This window comes from Martinezella sp. CNPSo 3957, assembly GCF_057784395.1.
In genome coordinates this window covers 12,861-31,856 of record NZ_JBXSOU010000025.1, presented here as the reverse complement: position 1 = coordinate 31,856, position 18,996 = coordinate 12,861, and the positions used below count along the sequence as shown (strand labels likewise).

Sequence of the window (18,996 nt, the reverse complement as noted above, 5' to 3'; positions counted from 1 at the left end):
CATAGATCTCGCCGTCGATGGCGGTTGGGCCAAGGTCTGAGCCAACGTCAACACAGGATCGGAGAAGCATTATGAGCTACTCAATCATCGGTTTCGGCAATATCGGCCGAGCGCTGGCCAAGGCCTTTTCCCGCAAGGGCATCGAAGTATCTGTTGCAACTACGCGCGACCCGGAGAGCTTTGCAGCTGATGCGGCCGCGATCGGGCCTAAGGTCATGGCCAAAACACTGGCGGACGCCGTCAAAGCGGACATCGTCTTTTTGGCTGTCCGTTTCGAACAGCATCCAGATGTCGCGAAGGCGCTCCCCACCTGGCAGGGGAAGACGATCGTCGATGTGACCAATGCCTACGGCGTGCCCCCTGAGAAACTGGGAGGGCAGCCGTCATCCAAATTCGTCGCGCAGGCCTTTCCTGGTGGAAGACTGGTCAAGGGATTCAATCATCTGGCTGCCGCCGTCCTTGACCAAGATCCAGCTGTGCACGGCGGCAGGAGAGTCGTGTTCCTGGCGAGCGACGATGACGGCGCCGCAGACGAGATTGGCGCGCTTGCGGAAAGGCTCGGTTTCGCGCCAATCAAGCTTGGCGGCCTGTCGGAAGGCGGACTGCTTGTGCACGCGCGCGGAAATAGCTGGGGGCACTTGATCTTCAAGGACCTGGTCAAGTTCGAGTGATGCGGCCGCGAGACGCCGAATTGGCTTAACGAAAATGGCCCGCACAAAATGTACGGGCCAATCTTCGCTTCATGAGCCGCGGTAGAATTGCGGCATCCGTCTTCACATCAAACCAATCAGAACTCCGACCACTCTTGCTGGAGATGTTTAAGTGCAGCATTGCCCTGCGTAGCGGGAGCGGGGCGCGCAGCAAGCCGGCCTGTTGTCGGGGCGGAGGCAGGCCGGGCCACGGGCCTCGCCTGCGGCTCCATGCGCTCGGCTTCGCCTGTGCGGAATGCGCTCAGGAGCTCGCCAAGACGCTTGCTCTCTTCGGCCAAACCTGCGCCGGCCGCATTCATCTCCTCGACCATGGCGGCATTCTGCTGTGTCGCCTGGTCCATATGATTGACGGCGCTGTTGATCTCAGAAAGACCCATGGACTGCTCCTGAGCGGCGGTGGCGATCGCATCCATGTGCTGATTGATCTGCAGGACCAGGTCGGCGATAGCTGAGAGGCCCTCGCCGGTGTCGTTGACGAGCTTCACACCTTCGCTGACTGCGACTTCGGAGTTGCCGATCAGGGCCTTGATCTCTTTGGCGGCATTGGCCGAACGCTGGGCCAACTCCCGGACTTCCTGGGCGACAACGGCAAAGCCTTTGCCGGCTTCGCCCGCACGCGCCGCCTCGACGCCGGCGTTAAGCGCAAGCAGGTTGGTCTGGAAGGCGATCTCGTCGATCACGCTGATGATCTGGCTGATCTGCTTGGACGAATGCTCAATTCTTCCCATGGCGCTGACGGCATTACCGACGACCTGGCTGGAGTTTTCTGCCCGCGATCGGGCGCCACGCACCAGGTCACGTGCATCGCCAGCTCGTTTGGAGGTCGACTGAACATTGGCCGTTACCTCTTCGAGCGCTGCAGCGGTCTCTTCCAGCGAGGCGGCCTGCTGCTCCGTTCGCTTGGAAAGATTATCGGAAGCCTGCGAGATCTCGTAGCTGCCGCTGTTTACCAGCGACGCGGCCTGGCCGACCTGGGACATGGCAGCGCGCAGCTGGCTGACCGATGAATTGAAGTCGTGGCGCAGAGCTTCGAACTGCGCAGCCAGCGGCGTTTCGATCTCACAGCGCAGGTTGCCGGATGCCAAATGACGAAGTCCCGTCGCAAGCGAACCCGTTGCCTGCAGCAGCCTCTCTTCTGCCTCTGCCTCGGCACGGCGCTGGACTTCGACGCGTTCATTCTCCGATGTAATGCGTGCCTCGGCCGCTTCGGCTTCCAGTGCCTTGTTGCGCAAGGCTGCCTGTTGGAAAATCTGTACGGAACGGGCCATGGCGCCGATCTCATCGCGCCGTTCGACGCCACCGATTGAGACCGAGAGGTTGCCTTGGGCGAGTTCGGTCATGGAATGAGTTAGCACCCCGACGGGCTTCGTTACGCGATAGATGATGACGCAGATGCCCGTAATGCTCAGAGCGACGGCAACAAGGAAAGTCAGCCCGTAGGCGATGAAACTGACGAATGCATCACTCTGGCTGACGGCTGAATTGGCGACCATGCCATCTGCTGCTGCCGCGGCGGTGTTCGTGATCGTCAGAAGAGCGGCATTGCCGACAGGGCGCCAGTCGTCGAGAGACATGGCTTTCTTCTCACCGGCTGCGAACTTCGCAAGCAATGCATTGTGTTTTGCTGCAAAGTCACCGCTGAAAAAGGTCGTGCTGCTGATTTTATAGGCGTCTTTGACGACCTGTGGTGTCGACGGATGATTGACCAGAGTGCCGATCTGCCCCCAGATGAAGTTCGCGGCGTAATCGAACTGTTGGATCTTGCTGACGTCCTCAGGCTTCATCGCCTCTCCAGAGGCGAGTGTGTTGACGTACAACAAGTTTGCAGCACCGGCCGTTGCGCGCGTGTACCATGTCAGCGCACGGATCTGAATGAGGGCCGTCATTGAAGGATCGCTCGCGCGAATCCGGTTTTCAACGGCGGTCGAACCTGTCTCCAAGGCGGTCAAGAACTGCTGACCGAGGTCCAGCGTCGTGGCCTGCAGTGTCGGGTCACGATCAGCAAGCTTCTTAGCGACTTCGTTGTCGAGCTTTGAGCGGAATGCGACCACGCGGTCATAGGCATTCATGACATCGGCAATCGGAGCTTTGAGCGTCGGGTCGTCGATGTTTGCAAAGACCGATTTTGCATCAGCCATATATTTGTCGACGATGCCCCTGTCCGTTTTCAACAAGGTAAGCGTTGCATCTTGCGCGCCAAGCTCAAGTTTGGCGAGCGACGACCCGTCACCTCGCTCGTTGCGAAAATTCGCAAGTGTTTGGAAGAGCGCGCGGTCTAGCATGGTGAACTTCGAGACGTCGGCATACTTGCCTGCATCGCGATAGGCATCAAGCGTCGAAGATCCCGTTAGCACGCATAGGGCGATGCTGAGAAAAAGGAAAATCCCGAGAAGTATATTGCGAAGAGAAAAAATCATAATTGCTCACCTACGTTCGGGGTGCCGTAACGCTAACCCGCTTCGCCAAAACACGTACTTCTGGAGCTCTTGAGGTGAAATTTTCTAAAAGAAAAGCAGTCCGTGAGCCATCGAGGCGTCGCCCGATCACAGGCGCATCATGCCCTGCCCAATCAAAGGAATAATTAGCCCAGCTTTGTTGAAACAGGATTAATGCCCCTAAAAATATATGGGCTGTTTCGTACCAACCAATCCGGCGGCCGGAATGAATCGTGAAATGCTTTGACATCTGCAATGCTTCGGCTCCATGCAGGACAGTGCCCCGACGTCACCTCAAGCCGGTATCGCGAACTGCGGCCTTGAGCCTGCGAACGCAAATCGCCGAAGCGCAAACCGCCCAGTCTATCGGCAAAAGCTTTGGGCTGAACTTACTTAGCGAATAGACATATGTCTGTCGCCCGGATCCGGGGCCGAAATCATGGTCTGCGCTTCCTCCGGACCGAAGAAATTTCCGCACCGCACATGAGCACGAACGCGCCGTCTTCGCTTAAGACGTTCCCCCCGATCTACAACCGCAGCCGCACTGCAAGCCACGAGCCAGAAATCAGAGCCAGTTCAACGATAGGCAGATAGTGCAGGCAATCGTAAGCCACGCAACAATAATCGCCGCAAACAGAACGAATTCGACCCTCATATTTCCATGAGGATCCTTAAATTCCGGAACAATGTCCCCTGTATCAGCGGAGCTTACTTTTTTCGCGGACCGGCTCACCCTGGCCGGCATTCTTCGAAGCAAACTAGACCTCTTGAAGTTTCCAAGTGCCAAGCCGGCATCGGTTAAATGTGGATCGGTAATTTCTGCAGGACGAGAGCCTGTTAGCAGTGACCATGCGTGTCACTGACAAGCCCGCCCAGATGCGCATTTGAGAGCGCCGCTCTTTCGGTCTTCAAGACGGAAAGAAGAGCATCTTGTGCCTCCTTTATCAGGAACACGGCCTGCGGTGTATCGAGCCCGCTGGCGATCTGACCGGCATACTGCATCATTTTGACAAGCGCCAAGATCTCGCAATGACGCTCATGACCTTCAAAATCAATCACTCTTAAAGCCCCCAACAAAATTCCCTGAGGCAAGATTGGCATATTTCAAGTGGCGAGGTGCGTTGCAAAAGCGTTGCACACGCAAAATCTGTATTTTTAAATCAATTACATACGGTAAAATTGTGGGAAAAGTTTACGCCACAACGGAGTTGCATTGAAAGACCAGTCCATCATGTGTGCCGGCAACGGGGCATCGGCAATGGCGCGTATAAGTTCTATGGCATCGTTGCGCTTTTGATCGGTCCATGCCTTTACGACGAGCGCCCTCACCTGTCCTATGTCCATCTCGGCAGCTTCGGCAAGACGTCTCCAGGTCCGATCCTTGAAGAATAGACGCCGTGCCGCACGGGAGAGCCGCAGAGCTTCTTCCTTGCCGAGAATGGCCTTATCAATCCCAGTCTCTATTGTCGCATCGACATTGACCAATGGCACCGACAAAGGAGGATAGCCCAATTCCGCTGGGCCATGAAGGAGAGCGACATCCGCATCTTCCTCCCGGAGCCCGGAGGCATAGTCATCGAATATCCTGCCGATGCCGACCATGCCGTAGGCCCGGCATTCCACCGCGCGGAGCGCTCCCATGCTGGCTGCTCCAAATACGGGAACGCCCTGGGATAGGGCAAAGAGCAACTCCTTGTGCCAGACCGGCGCGACGAACTCGAACTGACCGTCGATGAGGCCGATGGCAATGGCACCATCCTCAAGAGCTCTGACGACGTCACCTTGGCACGCCGGCGGTCGTATGACCATCGTATCGTCAATATGCGCTTTGGCATCGGGCAGGCTCGGCCCTACAAAGATGACTTTCACAGGAAACTCTTTGACAATGCGCGGCTGCCGAAACGAATGCGGCGATCGCCGTCCGGATGTTCGAGTTGTGGCGCGAAAACCTTTGCGACCGATGCCGGCAGCCATTCAGGTGCCAGCTCGATAGCATAAAGCTGGTCAATACCGCCTTCCAGCAAAGCCTCGACAAGCTGGTCGAGCGCATCTTGCGCAGACCCGGCCGACATCGTCGGCAGTTCGTCCAGGTTCGTCATGCATCGGCCTTGGAACGACTGCAGGTGAGCAGGATCGGCGCGGCGTGAGAACAGTTCCGGGACAAGATCATCTCTGGCACCGGCGATGAAGGTCATCCGCGACTGCACGGCCTCGGAAATTGCTCGGGCTGCGGCCACATCGGGGGACAAGGATGCCCCTGCCCCCATGGTCAAGTCGACATATCTGAGCGAACCGTCATCGCCTTTCGGCCGCAGCAACGCGACGACGGCGGCAACGGCCAGATCGCTCGTCACATCGAAAAGGGCGAGATCGAAATCGGCGGAGAAAATCTTTTCCAGCATCTCGCGAATATCGTTATCTTCGATGCTTTGTGGATCTATCCGGCGTGCATACCGATACTCCGGCGCGTCGACGTTCCAAAGGACGCAAGCATCCCGCTCTACCCGCTCCAGCAGCCCGTGCAGGACTGCCTCATGCCACGTATTCCCCGACGCCAATCCGTCCGATGATACCCAAAAACGTGGGCCGACATGCGTCCTGTCAAGATGAACGGCCTCGAAAGGTACGAATATCGAGGCGTTCCTTGCCAGATCGTGGGCTTGAGACCATCTGATCTGTTCACCGGTTTCTACCGGTTGCGCGCCGATCGCCAGCAAATCCTCCAGGCAATCCGTGGCATGGCCGCTTGCGGCAAGATCATCCTGGCTTGCCATCAACGCTGAACAGAAAGGTTGGGTCGCGACAGATCGCTCGATTGCTTCCATCACCGCGGATGTCTTCGCGGAGACGTCGTCCAGACCTTTTCCCTGAGCGATGACGATCGCCCTGGAATTCGGGGCGTAGGCACACCAAACGGGAATGCCTATGCGATCGAGTTCGGTCTGGCGGCCAACACGGGTTATGCCAAGCCGCTCCAGATAGGGCGAAACCCTCGACAAGGTTTCCCCAGGGGGGCATGCTCTAAAATTGTTCGACACGGATGAACGAGCGCCTAGCCCTCATAAAGGCCTGAGGCCGCGGAGCTTGCCGACCTTAACGCCACAGCGAAATCGACATCTTTCTCCACTCTGACCCCTTTGGCCCGCCAGGAGGCCGCCTTCGCCAGATCACCCGACAGCCGCCGCGTGTATCGAACGACAGTCCCCTTTTCGAGGTCAACCAGCCAAAGCCCCTCTTGGCCCTTGATTCCAAGCAACACTGCGCCTGCCATGATATCTTCCTTTCAAAAACCAGCCTTCAGCAGGCCTTCCCTGTAATGCTCTGTTTGCCACTTTTCCTTGTTTGGAATCATGGACAGCCATGCCTCCAGATCGAAATTCGGATTATCGCGTAAGGCGCGTAGCCGATATGTTTTAGCCTTGGCAGCATCGCCAAGCATTGCCCAGCTTGCCGCCGCAAGCCTGCTTGCCGGTCCTGGCTCTCTCATCCTGTCAAGATAAGCCAATGCTTCAGTATACTCCCCAAGGAAATAGCTGGCTCCCGCTGCGGTCCAGTAATAATAGTCCGGAGCAAGCGGATTGAGATCGAGAGCCATTGCGACCTTTGCTAATGCCGCTTTCGGATTGGCGCCATGGGTAAGACTGTCGGCATGACTACAAATGACGTCCGCGTAGTGGGGGCTAAGATCCTCGGCATTTGACAAGGCCTCCAGGCTACCGTCGATATTTCCGCGATAAAGCCGAGCAACCCCAATTTCCTTGAAACCTCCGGCAAACCGACTGTCACCGCGGATCGCATCCGCCGCCATTTTTTCCGCCTGGTTCAAGAGGTCGCTATCGCCCCGGGCCGTCAAAACCCATTCCATGGTCAAGGTTCTGGCGATGCCCGCAAGGGCCGCCGCGAAACCGCGCTCGTGCTCAAGAGCCTCCCTGAAGTGCTTGCGCGCGCGGCGGACATTCTGAAGGCCCAGACGGGACAGGCATTGCACGCCCTCAAGATAAGCAAAATAGGCCTGAGGCTTGCAGCTGAAATCAGAAACTATGTGGTGGAAGGCGCCCACACGCTCGATGATGGAGTGCTGGATCGCAGTGGCGATCTCGTTGCGATGCTCCGTTATGGCCGCGCTATCCAATTGAACGCGCGTTGCCCAGACAATTTCGTCGCGCGGCATGAAAATCAGCTGCGCAAAAAGACTGTCGCCAGTCCTCTTCGTATCGAGCGCGTAGACCACATTATGTTGCCTGAGAAGCCCCGCCTTGTCGTTGGAAGACCGAATCTGCTCGGCCGTGTAGGGAGCGACCACGGAAACGCTTCGATCGACGCAAAGGCTGATCGTGAGGTCTTCGATGACCGCATTGGCAACCGAGCCGGCTCGCTCTGCTGCCTCCAGCGTCTCAGGAGGAAGCAGGGCGATACGGGGCACTCTGCTGTCGGCGGAGAGCGGAATCGCGTCTTCAGCCGGGTGTCTTGAAGTCGGATCTTTCGTTTCGCCGATCACTTGAATGTAAGAGGTGATTTTCTCGCCAAGCGCTATCCTGACCTCGTCATCGGAGTGATCCCTGTCCAGCAGAAGCGTGGCTGCGCGCTTCAATTCACCGCGATATTGAGGCGACGAGGGTTCATTCAGCGTCTTGAAGAATTCGGCTCGCAGCTCTCCTGCAAGCCGTGCGCGAACGTCGCGTACCCAGACGGCCACAGCTGTAGAGCCGCTGCCGTAAACGGGTAGAAAATTCTTGGCAACCGCATCGCTAAGGGCGCCAAGCTTGGCAACGCCGGACGTATTTTCGATGGTATCCAGATCGCAGCGCAGCGCGTCGAAATTCAAAGCGATGTTCGCAGCGACGCCGCTGATCAGCGGCTTGGGGGATTTGGACGTCGCAGTCGCCAAACGCAGCAGGGTCGATCTCAAGTTGACGCCGGCCGCCTGAAGATTGCCGGACCAGAGAAATGCTGCCAACTCCTTGCGTGGTATCGATTGCCGGCAATCATAGAGATAGGCAAGCATGAGCAGCGCCTGTTTCGGCACATTCACACGATCGCCCTTCTCATCGTAAAGGGCGCAGCTACCGAGGGTCGTTAAATGAAATGTCATTTTATCAGATCAGCGCTCACTGCCAGCTTCGCTTGATTGCACAAAGGCGAGAATCTTCGCCCGCAACCGCTTGTCCACGATCCCCGATAAGGCTGTTCGCAGAACGGCTTTATGATGCTTCGCAAATCGAAAACCAGCTAGCGCCTCCTTGGAGGGAAGCGCCTCCTCCGATCCGCTTTCGAAGAAAAACATGATTGGGACATCGAGAATTTCGGAAATATGCAGAAGGCGACTGGCGCTGATTTTCTCGAAGCCGCATTCGTATTTCTCGAGCTCTTGGAGCCTTATGCGAAGCTTCTTGGCCAATACATCCTGCGTAATTGACAATTCCTCGCGGCGCAGCCGGATGCGCAATCCAAGTTCAACGTCGATTACATCGGGCTTTTTGTCCATAAAGAAACCATCAGAAGAAAAACTGCCTTCATGTTCGCAGGTTTCCCTCGAATTCACAATCTTCCAGCAAGGCACCCAAGATCAATTTTACACAACGCCAGGAGTTTCCAATCCGCTATATTATGCGGCTGCAAATTCGGAGACCCGCCGCGACATCGCGCAGACGACATTCCTCTCGACGAGAACGAAATATCTCTCCGGAGACGCCTGTTTCCCAATGTCGTTTTTGCATTTAACCGGAGTCATCCCCACTCTGTGCGATTCAGCGGCAGCATTCTCGTGCGTGATGTCAGGTTAATTCCGCGGAGAGTATTTTGGACAGATGCGCTTGGATCAGCTGGCCACGCCTGCAGCGGCCTTCCAATGCGATATGGCGCTTAGGCGACCGTTGCAATTAGCCGAAAGACTGCGAGGCAAGTGCAAATACGATCGGAGAACCTGTGTTCGGGGCTCCATAGGAGGCCCTCTCAGAGGAAACCATGGTGGTCACGGTGTCAAAGACGGACATTCCGCTTTGCTGTATAAAACTGGCGAACAGTCCGGCACCAAAATGGGTGTCGAGGCGCAAAAAACTGCCGACATGTGCTACGACATGCGGATGAACGACGGCAGTTGCGTCTTCCTCGCAATACGCGACGACAGGACCGACGACGTGACCGCGGCCAAACCGGCGCCGCATGGAATAAGCCATTAGCTTGCCACCGTCATAAAGGCCGTAGCAGATGGAGCTTTCAAACAATCGCTTGAGATGTTGGTAGCGCAGCGTACCGAAAGCCGGCTCGTCCAGGGCCGCAACCGCATCCAGATCGCTGCGTTCGAGCCGCCTGAGATCAAGCCCTGACCTGATATCGCCCACGTGAGGTACGGATAGAATTTCCCCCTGACACTGAAAGACCGTCTGTTTCGGCATAAATCCAAAAGTTGCACACATCCGGCGTGCCGCTCTTGTCGCATTCAACCGTATCCGTTCATGGTGGCATTCCTCCAGCATCCGCTTAACCAGCCACTCCGCCGTACCATTCGTCTGCAGGCGCGGTGCGGTGATCAGCATTCCGAATGTTGCGAAGCTCTGCTCGTGCGGGAACCACATCGTGGAACCGGAAACCCTGCCGATTTCGTCAAGCGCCACGAAGCCGCGGCCGACATCCCGCAGGTGCTGCCAGTCCTGCGATCGATGCGGCCAGCCGACCGACATCGAGAGCGCCTGAAGCTGCGACAAAGAGACCTCTGAGATGTCGGCAAAGCGCAGTTCGAATGCATCGACATGCAGTTTTTCGGGTATTTTTGTGTCCATTGGTGATCCAGACGCCATCCGATCCTCCCGGCTGCATATTCGCTCACGCCGGCATCATGCTTTGGCGAGCTTAGCCGAGACTCAACAAAACATTTCACTGCCTATGCAAACGGCGGCGCAAGAATTCACCGTAGGATCCATACTTTCGGCAGGTATTCTACTGATTGAGGCTTAACCTTCCTTTGATCAAGACGTCGCTTGCACACACAAGGACGGCAATCGGAGATTGGCAACACCAATGCAGGCATCGGACATTCTGGCAAAACTAGTCGGCTTCGATTCCGTCGTTGGAACGCCCAATGCCGAGATTGTCGAGTGGATCGGCGCCTACCTGAAGTCCTTCGGCGCCACTGTTGATATCCTTGCTGGCCCCGAGGGCGACCGGTCGAACCTTTTTGCCACGATCGGTCCCCGCGATACACGCGGTTATGTCCTCTCCGGTCACATGGATGTCGTGCCGGCCAACGAGACGGGGTGGACGAGCAACCCCTTCGTGCTGCGGGCCGATGGAGATAGACTCTATGGCCGCGGCACCAGCGATATGAAGGGTTTTCTGGCTGCCTCTCTGGCGGCCGTACCAATGCTCGCCGCAAGCCCTCTGATGCGGCCGATCCACCTAGCCTTTTCCTATGACGAGGAAGCAGGTTGCCGTGGCGTACCGCATCTCATTGCGCGCCTGCCGGAGCTTTGCGAGACGCCGCTCGGCGTCATCGTCGGAGAACCCAGCAACATGCGGGCCATCCTCGCACATAAGGGGAAGTCAGCCGCCCGCATCATCCTGAAAGGACGCTCCGGTCATTCGTCGCGGCCCGACCTCGGCCTCAATGCAATCCACGCCGCCGCCGAGGTTTTGCGGGCCGCCGTTTCGACCGCGCATTCTCTGGCCCAGGGGCCATTCGAAGCGGAGTTCGAGCCACCTTATTCATCGATCTCCGTCGGCACCATTTACGGGGGGCAGGCCCTCAATATCATTCCGGATCTCTGCACGCTCGAAGTCGAAGCGCGGGCAATTTCCGGCGCTGATCCGGCAGCACTGCTTCTACCGGTGCACGAGGCCGCTGCCGTACTTGAGCGTCGAGGCTTTCAGGTGCAATGGGAGGAGCTGAGCTCCTACCCCGCCCTCTCCCTTCCGCGGACAGCGCATCTTGCCAGTCTGCTGGCCGAGCTGACTGGCATCGAACCGCTGGCAGCGGTTAGCTATGGCACCGAAGCGGGACTTTACCAGCGCGCCGGTCTTGAGGCGATCATTTGCGGTCCCGGCGATATCGCTCGCGCACACAAGCCGAACGAATTCATCCTCACGAACGAACTCGCCGCCTGCCAGGCCATGATCGAGGCTCTCGGCCGTCGTTGCCTGGCGTGATGCCGTAAGACCGAAGGATAGAAGCCCATGACGTTCCTCTTCAATTCGGATGCCCGCCGCGGCCATATCTTTCAGCAAGCCTTCGCCCGCGAGCTGCCGGATCTTCCCTTCTCCATGGATCCGACGTCCGTCGACCCGAATGCCGTGCGCTATCTGATCACCTGGACGGTTCCGGACGACTTACCGCGCTACCGCAATCTCGAAGTTCTGTTTTCAATCGGCGCCGGTATCGACCAGTTCGATACGGCACATGTCCCCGATCACGTAAAAGTCGTGCGTATGGTCGAAGACGGTATTGCCCGCATGATGCAGGAATATGTGACGCTTGGCGTCCTCGCACTCCACCGCAATCTGCCCTCCTATCTCAGCCAGCAGCACCGTCAGGTCTGGAACGCCTTGCCACAGGTTCAGGCCGCCGAACGCCGCATCGGCGTGTTGGGGCTCGGGAACCTTGGCCAGGCCGTGCTCGAAAGACTGAAGCCGTTCGGCTTTGTGCTTTCCGGCTGGAGCCGCAATCAACGCGAACTCGAGGGCGTTACCTGTTTTGCCGGCGAAGCTGGACTCCACGCCATGCTTTCCACGACCGATATCGTGATCTGCCTCCTGCCGCTGACCGACGAAACTCGCGGTTTTCTCAACGCCGATCTCTTCGAAAAACTGCCGCAGGGTGCGAGCCTTGTGCATGTCGGCCGCGGACCGCAGCTCGTTTCGGAAGACCTCCTGGCCGCGCTCGATAGTGGTCGACTTGCCGGCGCCGTGATCGATGTCACCGATCCCGAACCCCTGCCGACCGGACATCCGTTCTGGAGCCACGACCGCATCCTGCTGACGCCGCATATTGCGAGCGTTACCCAGCCCCATAGCGCTGCACGCACCGTCATCGACAACATCAAGCGGATCCGGGCGGGCTTGGACCCGTTCGGCCTCGTCGACCGCCGCCGCGGCTACTGATCGCCAACCCGAAAGGAACTCCATGTCCCTCCTCAAGACGATTGACCCCAACCCTTCCTTCGCACCGCGCGAAAACGTCGTCGCTCCGGAGCGACTGATCTCGGGCGATCCGAAGCTTAAGACCTGGGCACAGGACGTTGCGCGCAACGAGACTGTGCACACCGGCGTATGGGAAGCCACACCCGGTGTCAGCCGTTCGATCAAGGGCGAAACCTTCGAATTCTGCCATATCCTCTCCGGCGTCGTCGAATTGACACCGGAAGGCGGCGAGTCCGTCGTCTATAAGGCGGGCGACAGCTTCGTCATGAAACCGGGCTTCGTCGGAATCTGGAAGACGATCGAAACGGTCCGGAAGATCTACGTGACCGTCACCCCTTAAGCATTGCTACCTCGGCGCGGCCTCTGAGCCCGCGCCGCATCGGGCCTGACCAAAGAATACACTGCGGGACCTTCTCAAAACGGCTTTTTCCGCCGCGACAGCCACGCGATCGGATCAAGCTACTTCGCCGATCCTATAGCATCTCGGTAAATTGACCGGAGGCATCATTATGGACCTGAGCTTCGATCCCGATAGTCTTTCGCTCCCCATCGGGCATTTCATCGGCGAGCATTTCAGCGCCGCGGACGGTGTCATTCCGATGCACCGCCCTTCCGATGGCAAGGCCTATGCCGGATGCCCGGTCGCGGACGCCTCCATTGTCGACCAGGCCGTTCAGACGGCCAAGGCTGCGCTGAAGCAAAGCAATTGGGGCGGCGTCCGCCCGCGCGAGCGCCTGAACGTGCTTCATCGGTGGGCCGATCTCATCGAGGAGGAAGCCGAAACGCTGGCCCGGCTGGAGGCCGTCGCTTCGACGCGCCCCGTCGGCCAGCTTGTCGAGGGCGATATCGCGATTTCGGCGGAGCAGATCCGCTTCTTCGCCGAATTCGCCGACAAGGAAGGCAGCGACCTCGTGCCGACCGACGATGGCAATATAGGCATGATCATGACGGAGCCCTATGGGGTGGTGGGTGCCATCACGCCCTGGAACTTTCCGATCAACATGGCCGCCTGGAAACTTGGCCCGGCGCTGGCTGCCGGAAATGCTGTCATCCTGAAGCCATCCGAAATGACGCCGTTTTCATCCATCTATCTGGCAGAGCTCGCCGTGCGTGCCGGCCTTCCCGCCGGCCTGATCAACGTGGTACTGGGTGACGGCGCGACGACCGGCCAGGCAATCACCGGCCATCCCGACATCGCCAAGATCAGCTTTACCGGCTCGACCCGGGCTGGATCGGCGATCATGGAGAACATCGCCCGCACGGGAATAAAGCCGATGACGCTGGAGCTCGGCGGCAAGAGCCCCCAGATCGTCTTTGCCGACGCGGACCTCGACAAGGCGGCCGCGGCCGTTACGGCCAGTATCGCCGGCAATGCCGGCCAGGCCTGCGTCGCCGGATCGCGGCTCATCGTCGAGAAAAAGATCGCGGCCGAACTGATCGACGCCATCCGAAATCGGATGAAAGGCGTTGCTCCCGGTCCCACCTGGGATGCCGCAAGCCGCTACTCCCCCATCATATCGGAAAAGCAGAGACAGCGTATCGATGCGATCGTCTCCGCCACCGTCGCGGCCGGCGGAGAATGTCTTACCGGCGGCGCGATCATGGACGCACCGGGCTATTTCTACGCCCCGACACTGATGGCCGGAGTCGATCAGACTTCTCCAGCCATCATCGAAGAGATCTTCGGTCCGGTGCTGACGCTCCAGACATTCGAGGAGGAAGAGGAAGCCCTGCAGCTTGCCGACCATCCGAGCTACGGGCTCGCCGCAGGCCTCTTTACCCGCGACCTCTCCCGCGCCATCCGGCTGACCCGCCGTCTGCAGGCCGGTACCATCTGGGTCAACCGCTATAGCCGTTCGCGTGACCACATCCTGCCGACCGGCGGCTATAAGCAGTCCGGTATCGGCAAGGATCTCGGCCGCGAGGCATTTCAGGCCAATCGCAAGAGCAAGAGCGTTTTGATCAGTCTTTAAGGACAGCGAACATGAAAACCTACAAGATCGCATTGATACCAGGTGATGGCATCGGCCGCGACATGACCGCCGCCGCCTGGTCGGTTCTGCAAAAGGCGGCGGGCACCCGCGGCTTTACGCTCGATGGCACCGAATTTCCCTGGTCCTGCGCCTTCTATAAGGAAACCGGCGCCATGATGCCCGCCGATGGCATCGCAACGCTGCGCGGTTTCGATGCCATTCTGCTCGGAGCCGTCGGCTGGCCGGCCGAAGTGCCGGATGCCGTATCCCTGCACGGGCTGCTGCTGCCGATCCGCAAGAACTTCGTGCAATATGCCAATATTCGCCCGCACAGGCTGCTGCCGGGTGTCCAGGGACCGCTCAAGGCATCGGCCTTCGACATTCTCTGCATCCGCGAAAACACCGAGGGCGAATATTCCGGCGCAGGAGGCCGCATCCATCAGGGCACATCCGACGAAGTCGCGGTCGAGACGTCGATCTTCACCCGCAAAGGCGTCGAGCGCATCCTGCGTTTCGCCTTCGAGCAAGCGAGAACCCGGCGCGGCAAGCTTGCCTCGGTGACGAAATCCAATGCCCAGAAGCATTCGATGGTCTTCTGGGACGAAATCACCCGGCAGCTCGCGCAGGATTACCCGGACGTCGAGGTCACGAGCTATCACATCGATGCCATGGCGGCCCGCATGGTGATGGCACCGGAAACCCTCGACGTCGTCGTCGCATCCAACCTCTTCGGCGACATCCTCACGGATCTCGGCGCAGCAATCCAGGGCGGCCTCGGTTTTGCGGCATCGGCCAATATCAACCCTGAACGGAACGCTCCCTCGATGTTCGAGCCTGTGCATGGGTCCGCGCCCGATATTGCCCATCTCGGCATCGCCAACCCGATCGCAACTGTGTGGTCCGGCGCCATGATGCTCGAACATCTGGGCGAGCAGGATGCGGCAAATGCCGTCATGGCGGCGATCGAGGCGACAACCGCAAGCGGCATCGGCACGGTTCCGGGCAAAGACCGGACCGACGCAATCACCACAGCGCTGCTCGCCGCAATCTGAAGTCTTATCGAGGTTTGAACATGCAAAATCTGAAAATGCCATCCCTGTTCCGCCAGCAGGCGCTGATCGGTGGCGACTGGCTTTCCGCCCGCTCGGGCAAGACCGTTGCCGTGATCGATCCGGCAACGCAGGCCGTCATCGGAACGGTGCCGGATATGGGCGGTGATGAAACCCGGGCAGCGATCGAGGCCGCCGAGGCGGCTTATGGCTCCTGGAAGAAGCGGACCCATGCCGAGCGTGCGGCGCGGCTGGAAGCCTGGCATGATCTGATGCTCGAGCATATCGATGATCTCGCGCTGATCCTGACGATCGAACAGGGCAAACCGCTTGACGAGGCTCGTGGCGAAATCCGCTACGGCGCATCCTTCGTCAAATGGTTCGCCGAGGAAGCCCGCCGCATCGGCGGCCAGACCATTCCATCGCCGACGCCCGACCGCCGCATCGTTGTGCTGAAAGAGCCGGTCGGGGTTTGCGGCATCATCACGCCCTGGAATTTTCCGAATGCGATGATCACGCGCAAGCTTGCGCCGGCACTTGCGGCCGGCTGTACGGTCGTGGTGAAGCCTTCCGAATTCACCCCCTACTCGGCGCTGGCGCTCGGCGTGCTTGCAGAAATAGCCGGCATTCCGGCCGGTGTCATCAATATCGTTACCGGCATGCCCTCCGAGATCGGCGCCGAGATCCTTGCCAGCGCGACCGTGCGCAAGATTTCCTTCACCGGCTCCACCCCGGTCGGCTCGCTACTGATGCGCGGGGCAGCCAACAGCATCAAGCGGCTTTCGCTCGAGCTCGGCGGCAACGCACCCTTCATCGTCTTCGACGACGCCGATCTTGACCTTGCCGTGGAGGGAGCAATCATCTCCAAGTTCCGTAACGGCGGCCAGACCTGTGTCTGCGCCAACCGCATCCTGGTCCAGGCCGGCGTCTATGATGCTTTCGCCAAGAAGCTCGCCGCCCGCGTCGATGCCATGAAGGTTGGCTCGGGCACCGAAGCCGGCATTGCGATCGGTCCGATGATCAATGAAGCGGCGATCGCCAAGATCAATCGTCATGTCGAAGACGCGCTCTCGAAGGGCGCGACAATCGTGACAGCCAAGCGGGACTTGCCGGCCGGCCCGCAATATACCGCGCCGATCGTCCTGACCGGGGCCACCACCGCCATGCAGCTCGCCGCCGAGGAGACCTTCGGACCGGTTGCGCCGCTCTTCCGCTTCGAGACGGAAGAAGAGGCCATCACGATTGCCAATGGTACGCCCTACGGGCTTGCGGCCTATTTCTATACCGAGAGCCTGAAGCGCGCATGGCGGGTGGGCGAAGCGCTCGAATTCGGCATGGTCGGCCTCAATACCGGCTTGATCTCGACGGAGGTCGCACCGTTTGGCGGCGTCAAGCAATCGGGCCTCGGGCGCGAAGGCTCACAGCTCGGAATCGAAGAATATCTGGAAACGAAGGCCTTCCATATCGGTGGCCTTAACTGAGTTGTCGCGTCTCAGGCTGGAAAAGGGGTCGCAAACGCGGCCCCTCTTTTTATGCTGCTGATTTCGTCAAAGCCTGCCGCCGGCTTATATCACTGAAATCTATCGAGCGTTTTATAATACAGACCGACCAAGGGCAGGAACCACGGCTTGCCGAAATGGCCGGGAACGGCCGGCCAATCGAGCCCCTTGAGCGGGTTGCGGTCAGGCCTTCCGAGGATAGCATCGGCGATGGTCATGCCGAGATGCGTGGAAAGCTGCGCGCCATGGCCCGAATAGCCCATGGCGTACCAGATGCCGTCGTGATAGCCGGCACGCGGATAGCGATCCTTGGTCATATCGACGAGGCCGCCCCAGCAATAGTCGATCTCGACCTTGGCGAGCTGGGGAAATATGCGGGCGAGGCTTTCGCGAAGGATCGCGCCGCTCCTGGCGTCGGAGCGCTGGTCCGAGGTTGCGGAGAAGCGGGCCCGCCCTCCGAAGATCAGCCGGTTATCCGGTGACAGGCGCCAATAGTTGCCGATGTTCATCGTGTTCACGCAGGTGCGATTGCCGGGCATTGCCGAGGCAGTTTCCGCATCCGTCAAGGGCCGTGTCGCGAGGATGAAACTGCCGACCGCCATGATACGGCGGCGGAAGTAACTGAAATTGGCCGTCGTATAGGCGCCGGTCGCGATCATCACCTGGTCCGCCGTAACGGTGCCTTTGCTGGTCTTCAGGACGTGCCTGCCGCCGGCTTGACTGCGCTCCGTCACGGTAGCGCCCTCCACGATGACTGCTCCGCGTCGCTTGGCCGCCTCGGCCAATCCGGCGACATAGCGGCCCATATGCATCATCGCGCTCTTCTTCGAGAGCATCGCGCCATGAAACGGCGAACCGATCTCATCCTTGAGGTCGACGGCGGACAGCAGCGCGGTATCGGGATCGACCTCGGCATGCACCGCTTCGAAATTCCTGACTAGGCCCTCGAAATGCTGTGGCTTGGAGGCAAGCTTCAGTTTGCCCGCGCGACGGAAATTGCAGTCGATCCCCTCTTCCGCGATAATCGCTTCGAGCGTGTCGATCGATGCGTCCAGCGCATGATAGAGGGCGATCGCCCGCTCCTTGCCCAATTCCGCCTTGGCCGCGATGTAACTATGCGCCAGGCCATTGTTCAGATGACCGCCATTGCGACCGGACGCGCCGAAGCCGACGGTCTCAGCCTCCAGAACAAGGACCTTCGCCCCCGCCATGGCAAGCTGCCGGGCGGCGCCGAGCCCGGTGAAGCCGCCGCCCACGACGACGACGTCATAATGCCCTTCGACGGGGCCGGCGGCGGCACCCGCAAAGCGCGGCGCCGTATCGTGCCAATAAGAGGAATATTTCATCTGGCTGCCCTTTCTCAGAGCCCCACAACACCGGGCAGACCGGAAATATCGGCGATTTCGACATAGCCATAATAGGGATTGGCCGGCTCGTGACCACGGTTGACCCAGACCTTGTTCTTGATGCCGAGATCATGAGCCGACATGAGGTCGTAGCGGAAGGAGGACGAGCAGTGCAGGATGTCTTCCGGGCCGCAACCGAGCATGTCGAACATGTATTCGAAGGCCTGGAAGCGCGGCTTATAGGCATTGGCCTGCTCGGCCGTATAGACGGCATGGAAGGGTGCGCCGAGCTTTGCGACATTCGACATGATCTGGCTATTCATCGCATTCGAGAGGATGACGAGCGGAATTTCCTTCGCCACCTTGGCAAGGCCCGCCGGAACGTCGGCATGCGGCCCCCAGCTGGGGACGCGCTCATAAACCATCCCGGCATCTTCCTCTTTGAAGGCAACGCCGTTGCGCTTGCAGGTCCGCTCGAGCGAATTGTGCACCACCTCCGCATAAGGCTTCCAGTCCCCCATGATCTCGTCGAGCCGGTAGGCAGCGAAATTCTTGATGAACTCCTGCATGGCCGGCTCATCGAGACGATCGCCATAAAGATCACGGGCAGCTTCCGCCATCTGGAAATTGGTCAGCGTGCCGTAACAATCGAAGGTGATATATTTCGGGCGGAAGGTGGTCATGCGCTTCGTCCTTAGCTGCCGCCCCTCGAGGCGATTGATGGAGAACACGATAATAGGATTGCTTTCGGCACGTGAGCCCACTGATTTTGCGAGGTTCGGAGCAGAAAGTTTCGTATAGCGGCGTTCGTTTGGCATTTGCTTGCAAGAACGGCCGATGAAGACGCCTTTC

General features: G+C 59.0%; 17 protein-coding genes. 7 read left to right on the top strand and 10 right to left on the bottom strand.

Annotated elements, in window-relative coordinates; genetic code table 11:
- Positions 1 to 71: 71 nt before the first annotated feature.
- On the top strand, positions 72 to 671 hold the full coding sequence (locus tag AC13QE_RS31115) for an NADPH-dependent F420 reductase (protein WP_488486652.1): 600 nt from the start codon (positions 72 to 74) through the stop codon (positions 669 to 671).
- A 116-nt stretch (positions 672 to 787) separates the two neighbouring features.
- On the opposite strand, the gene AC13QE_RS31110 is transcribed toward AC13QE_RS31115, so the two are convergent.
- The 8 genes from AC13QE_RS31110 to AC13QE_RS31075 all read right to left on the bottom strand — a co-directional run bounded on the left by AC13QE_RS31110 (position 788) and on the right by AC13QE_RS31075 (position 9,924).
- A complete protein-coding gene (locus AC13QE_RS31110) occupies positions 788 to 3,127 on the bottom strand; it encodes a methyl-accepting chemotaxis protein (protein ID WP_488486651.1) in 2,340 nt (779 codons plus the stop codon).
- A gap of 855 nt (positions 3,128 to 3,982) precedes the next feature.
- On the bottom strand, positions 3,983 to 4,204 hold the full coding sequence (locus AC13QE_RS31105; protein WP_112336017.1) for a hypothetical protein: 222 nt from the start codon (positions 4,202 to 4,204) through the stop codon (positions 3,983 to 3,985).
- Between the two features lie 105 nt (positions 4,205 to 4,309).
- A complete protein-coding gene (locus AC13QE_RS31100; RefSeq protein ID WP_488486650.1) occupies positions 4,310 to 5,014 on the bottom strand; it encodes a TfuA-like protein in 705 nt (234 codons plus the stop codon).
- Positions 5,011 to 6,183: a YcaO-like family protein gene (locus AC13QE_RS31095; protein ID WP_488486649.1), complete on the bottom strand. Its 1,173-nt coding sequence runs from the start codon at positions 6,181 to 6,183 to the stop codon at positions 5,011 to 5,013. Before AC13QE_RS31095 ends, AC13QE_RS31100 begins: the two co-directional genes overlap by 4 nt.
- A gap of 14 nt (positions 6,184 to 6,197) precedes the next feature.
- Positions 6,198 to 6,416, bottom strand: coding sequence for a hypothetical protein (locus tag AC13QE_RS31090; protein ID WP_112336020.1), 219 nt, complete (start codon positions 6,414 to 6,416; stop codon positions 6,198 to 6,200).
- Between the two features lie 12 nt (positions 6,417 to 6,428).
- On the bottom strand, positions 6,429 to 8,237 hold the full coding sequence (locus AC13QE_RS31085; RefSeq protein WP_488486648.1) for a hypothetical protein: 1,809 nt from the start codon (positions 8,235 to 8,237) through the stop codon (positions 6,429 to 6,431).
- Positions 8,238 to 8,246: 9 nt separating this feature from the next.
- Positions 8,247 to 8,687: a helix-turn-helix domain-containing protein gene (locus AC13QE_RS31080; RefSeq protein WP_488486647.1), complete on the bottom strand. Its 441-nt coding sequence runs from the start codon at positions 8,685 to 8,687 to the stop codon at positions 8,247 to 8,249.
- Between the two features lie 337 nt (positions 8,688 to 9,024).
- On the bottom strand, positions 9,025 to 9,924 hold the full coding sequence (locus AC13QE_RS31075; protein WP_488486646.1) for a GNAT family N-acetyltransferase: 900 nt from the start codon (positions 9,922 to 9,924) through the stop codon (positions 9,025 to 9,027).
- A gap of 238 nt (positions 9,925 to 10,162) precedes the next feature.
- Here AC13QE_RS31075 and argE point away from each other — a divergent pair, with 238 nt between their 5' ends.
- The 6 genes from argE (at position 10,163) to AC13QE_RS31045 (ending at position 16,780) form a co-directional block, all read left to right on the top strand.
- On the top strand, positions 10,163 to 11,287 hold the full coding sequence (argE, locus tag AC13QE_RS31070; protein ID WP_488486645.1) for an acetylornithine deacetylase: 1,125 nt from the start codon (positions 10,163 to 10,165) through the stop codon (positions 11,285 to 11,287).
- A gap of 27 nt (positions 11,288 to 11,314) precedes the next feature.
- Positions 11,315 to 12,238 carry a 2-hydroxyacid dehydrogenase gene (locus AC13QE_RS31065; protein WP_488486644.1) on the top strand — a complete coding sequence of 308 codons (924 nt, stop codon included), beginning with the start codon at positions 11,315 to 11,317 and terminating at the stop codon, positions 12,236 to 12,238.
- Between the two features lie 22 nt (positions 12,239 to 12,260).
- On the top strand, positions 12,261 to 12,617 hold the full coding sequence (locus AC13QE_RS31060) for a cupin domain-containing protein (protein ID WP_112336026.1): 357 nt from the start codon (positions 12,261 to 12,263) through the stop codon (positions 12,615 to 12,617).
- A 169-nt stretch (positions 12,618 to 12,786) separates the two neighbouring features.
- Entirely contained in the window at positions 12,787 to 14,250 is a 1,464-nt protein-coding gene (locus AC13QE_RS31055; RefSeq protein ID WP_488486643.1) for an aldehyde dehydrogenase family protein, read from the top strand.
- An 11-nt stretch (positions 14,251 to 14,261) separates the two neighbouring features.
- Complete coding sequence (locus AC13QE_RS31050; RefSeq protein ID WP_488486642.1) at positions 14,262 to 15,302, top strand: tartrate dehydrogenase; 1,041 nt, start codon at positions 14,262 to 14,264, stop codon at positions 15,300 to 15,302.
- A gap of 20 nt (positions 15,303 to 15,322) precedes the next feature.
- Positions 15,323 to 16,780: an NAD-dependent succinate-semialdehyde dehydrogenase gene (locus AC13QE_RS31045; RefSeq protein ID WP_488486641.1), complete on the top strand. Its 1,458-nt coding sequence runs from the start codon at positions 15,323 to 15,325 to the stop codon at positions 16,778 to 16,780.
- 89 nt (positions 16,781 to 16,869) lie between these two features.
- Here AC13QE_RS31045 and AC13QE_RS31040 read toward each other — a convergent pair whose 3' ends face one another.
- A complete protein-coding gene (locus AC13QE_RS31040; RefSeq protein WP_488486640.1) occupies positions 16,870 to 18,144 on the bottom strand; it encodes an NAD(P)/FAD-dependent oxidoreductase in 1,275 nt (424 codons plus the stop codon).
- Positions 18,145 to 18,158: 14 nt separating this feature from the next.
- The gene (locus AC13QE_RS31035) at positions 18,159 to 18,827 is read right to left on the bottom strand and encodes a haloacid dehalogenase type II (RefSeq protein WP_488486639.1); all 669 of its coding nucleotides are present in this window, start codon (positions 18,825 to 18,827) and stop codon (positions 18,159 to 18,161) included.
- Between the last annotated feature and the right edge of the window lie 169 nt (positions 18,828 to 18,996).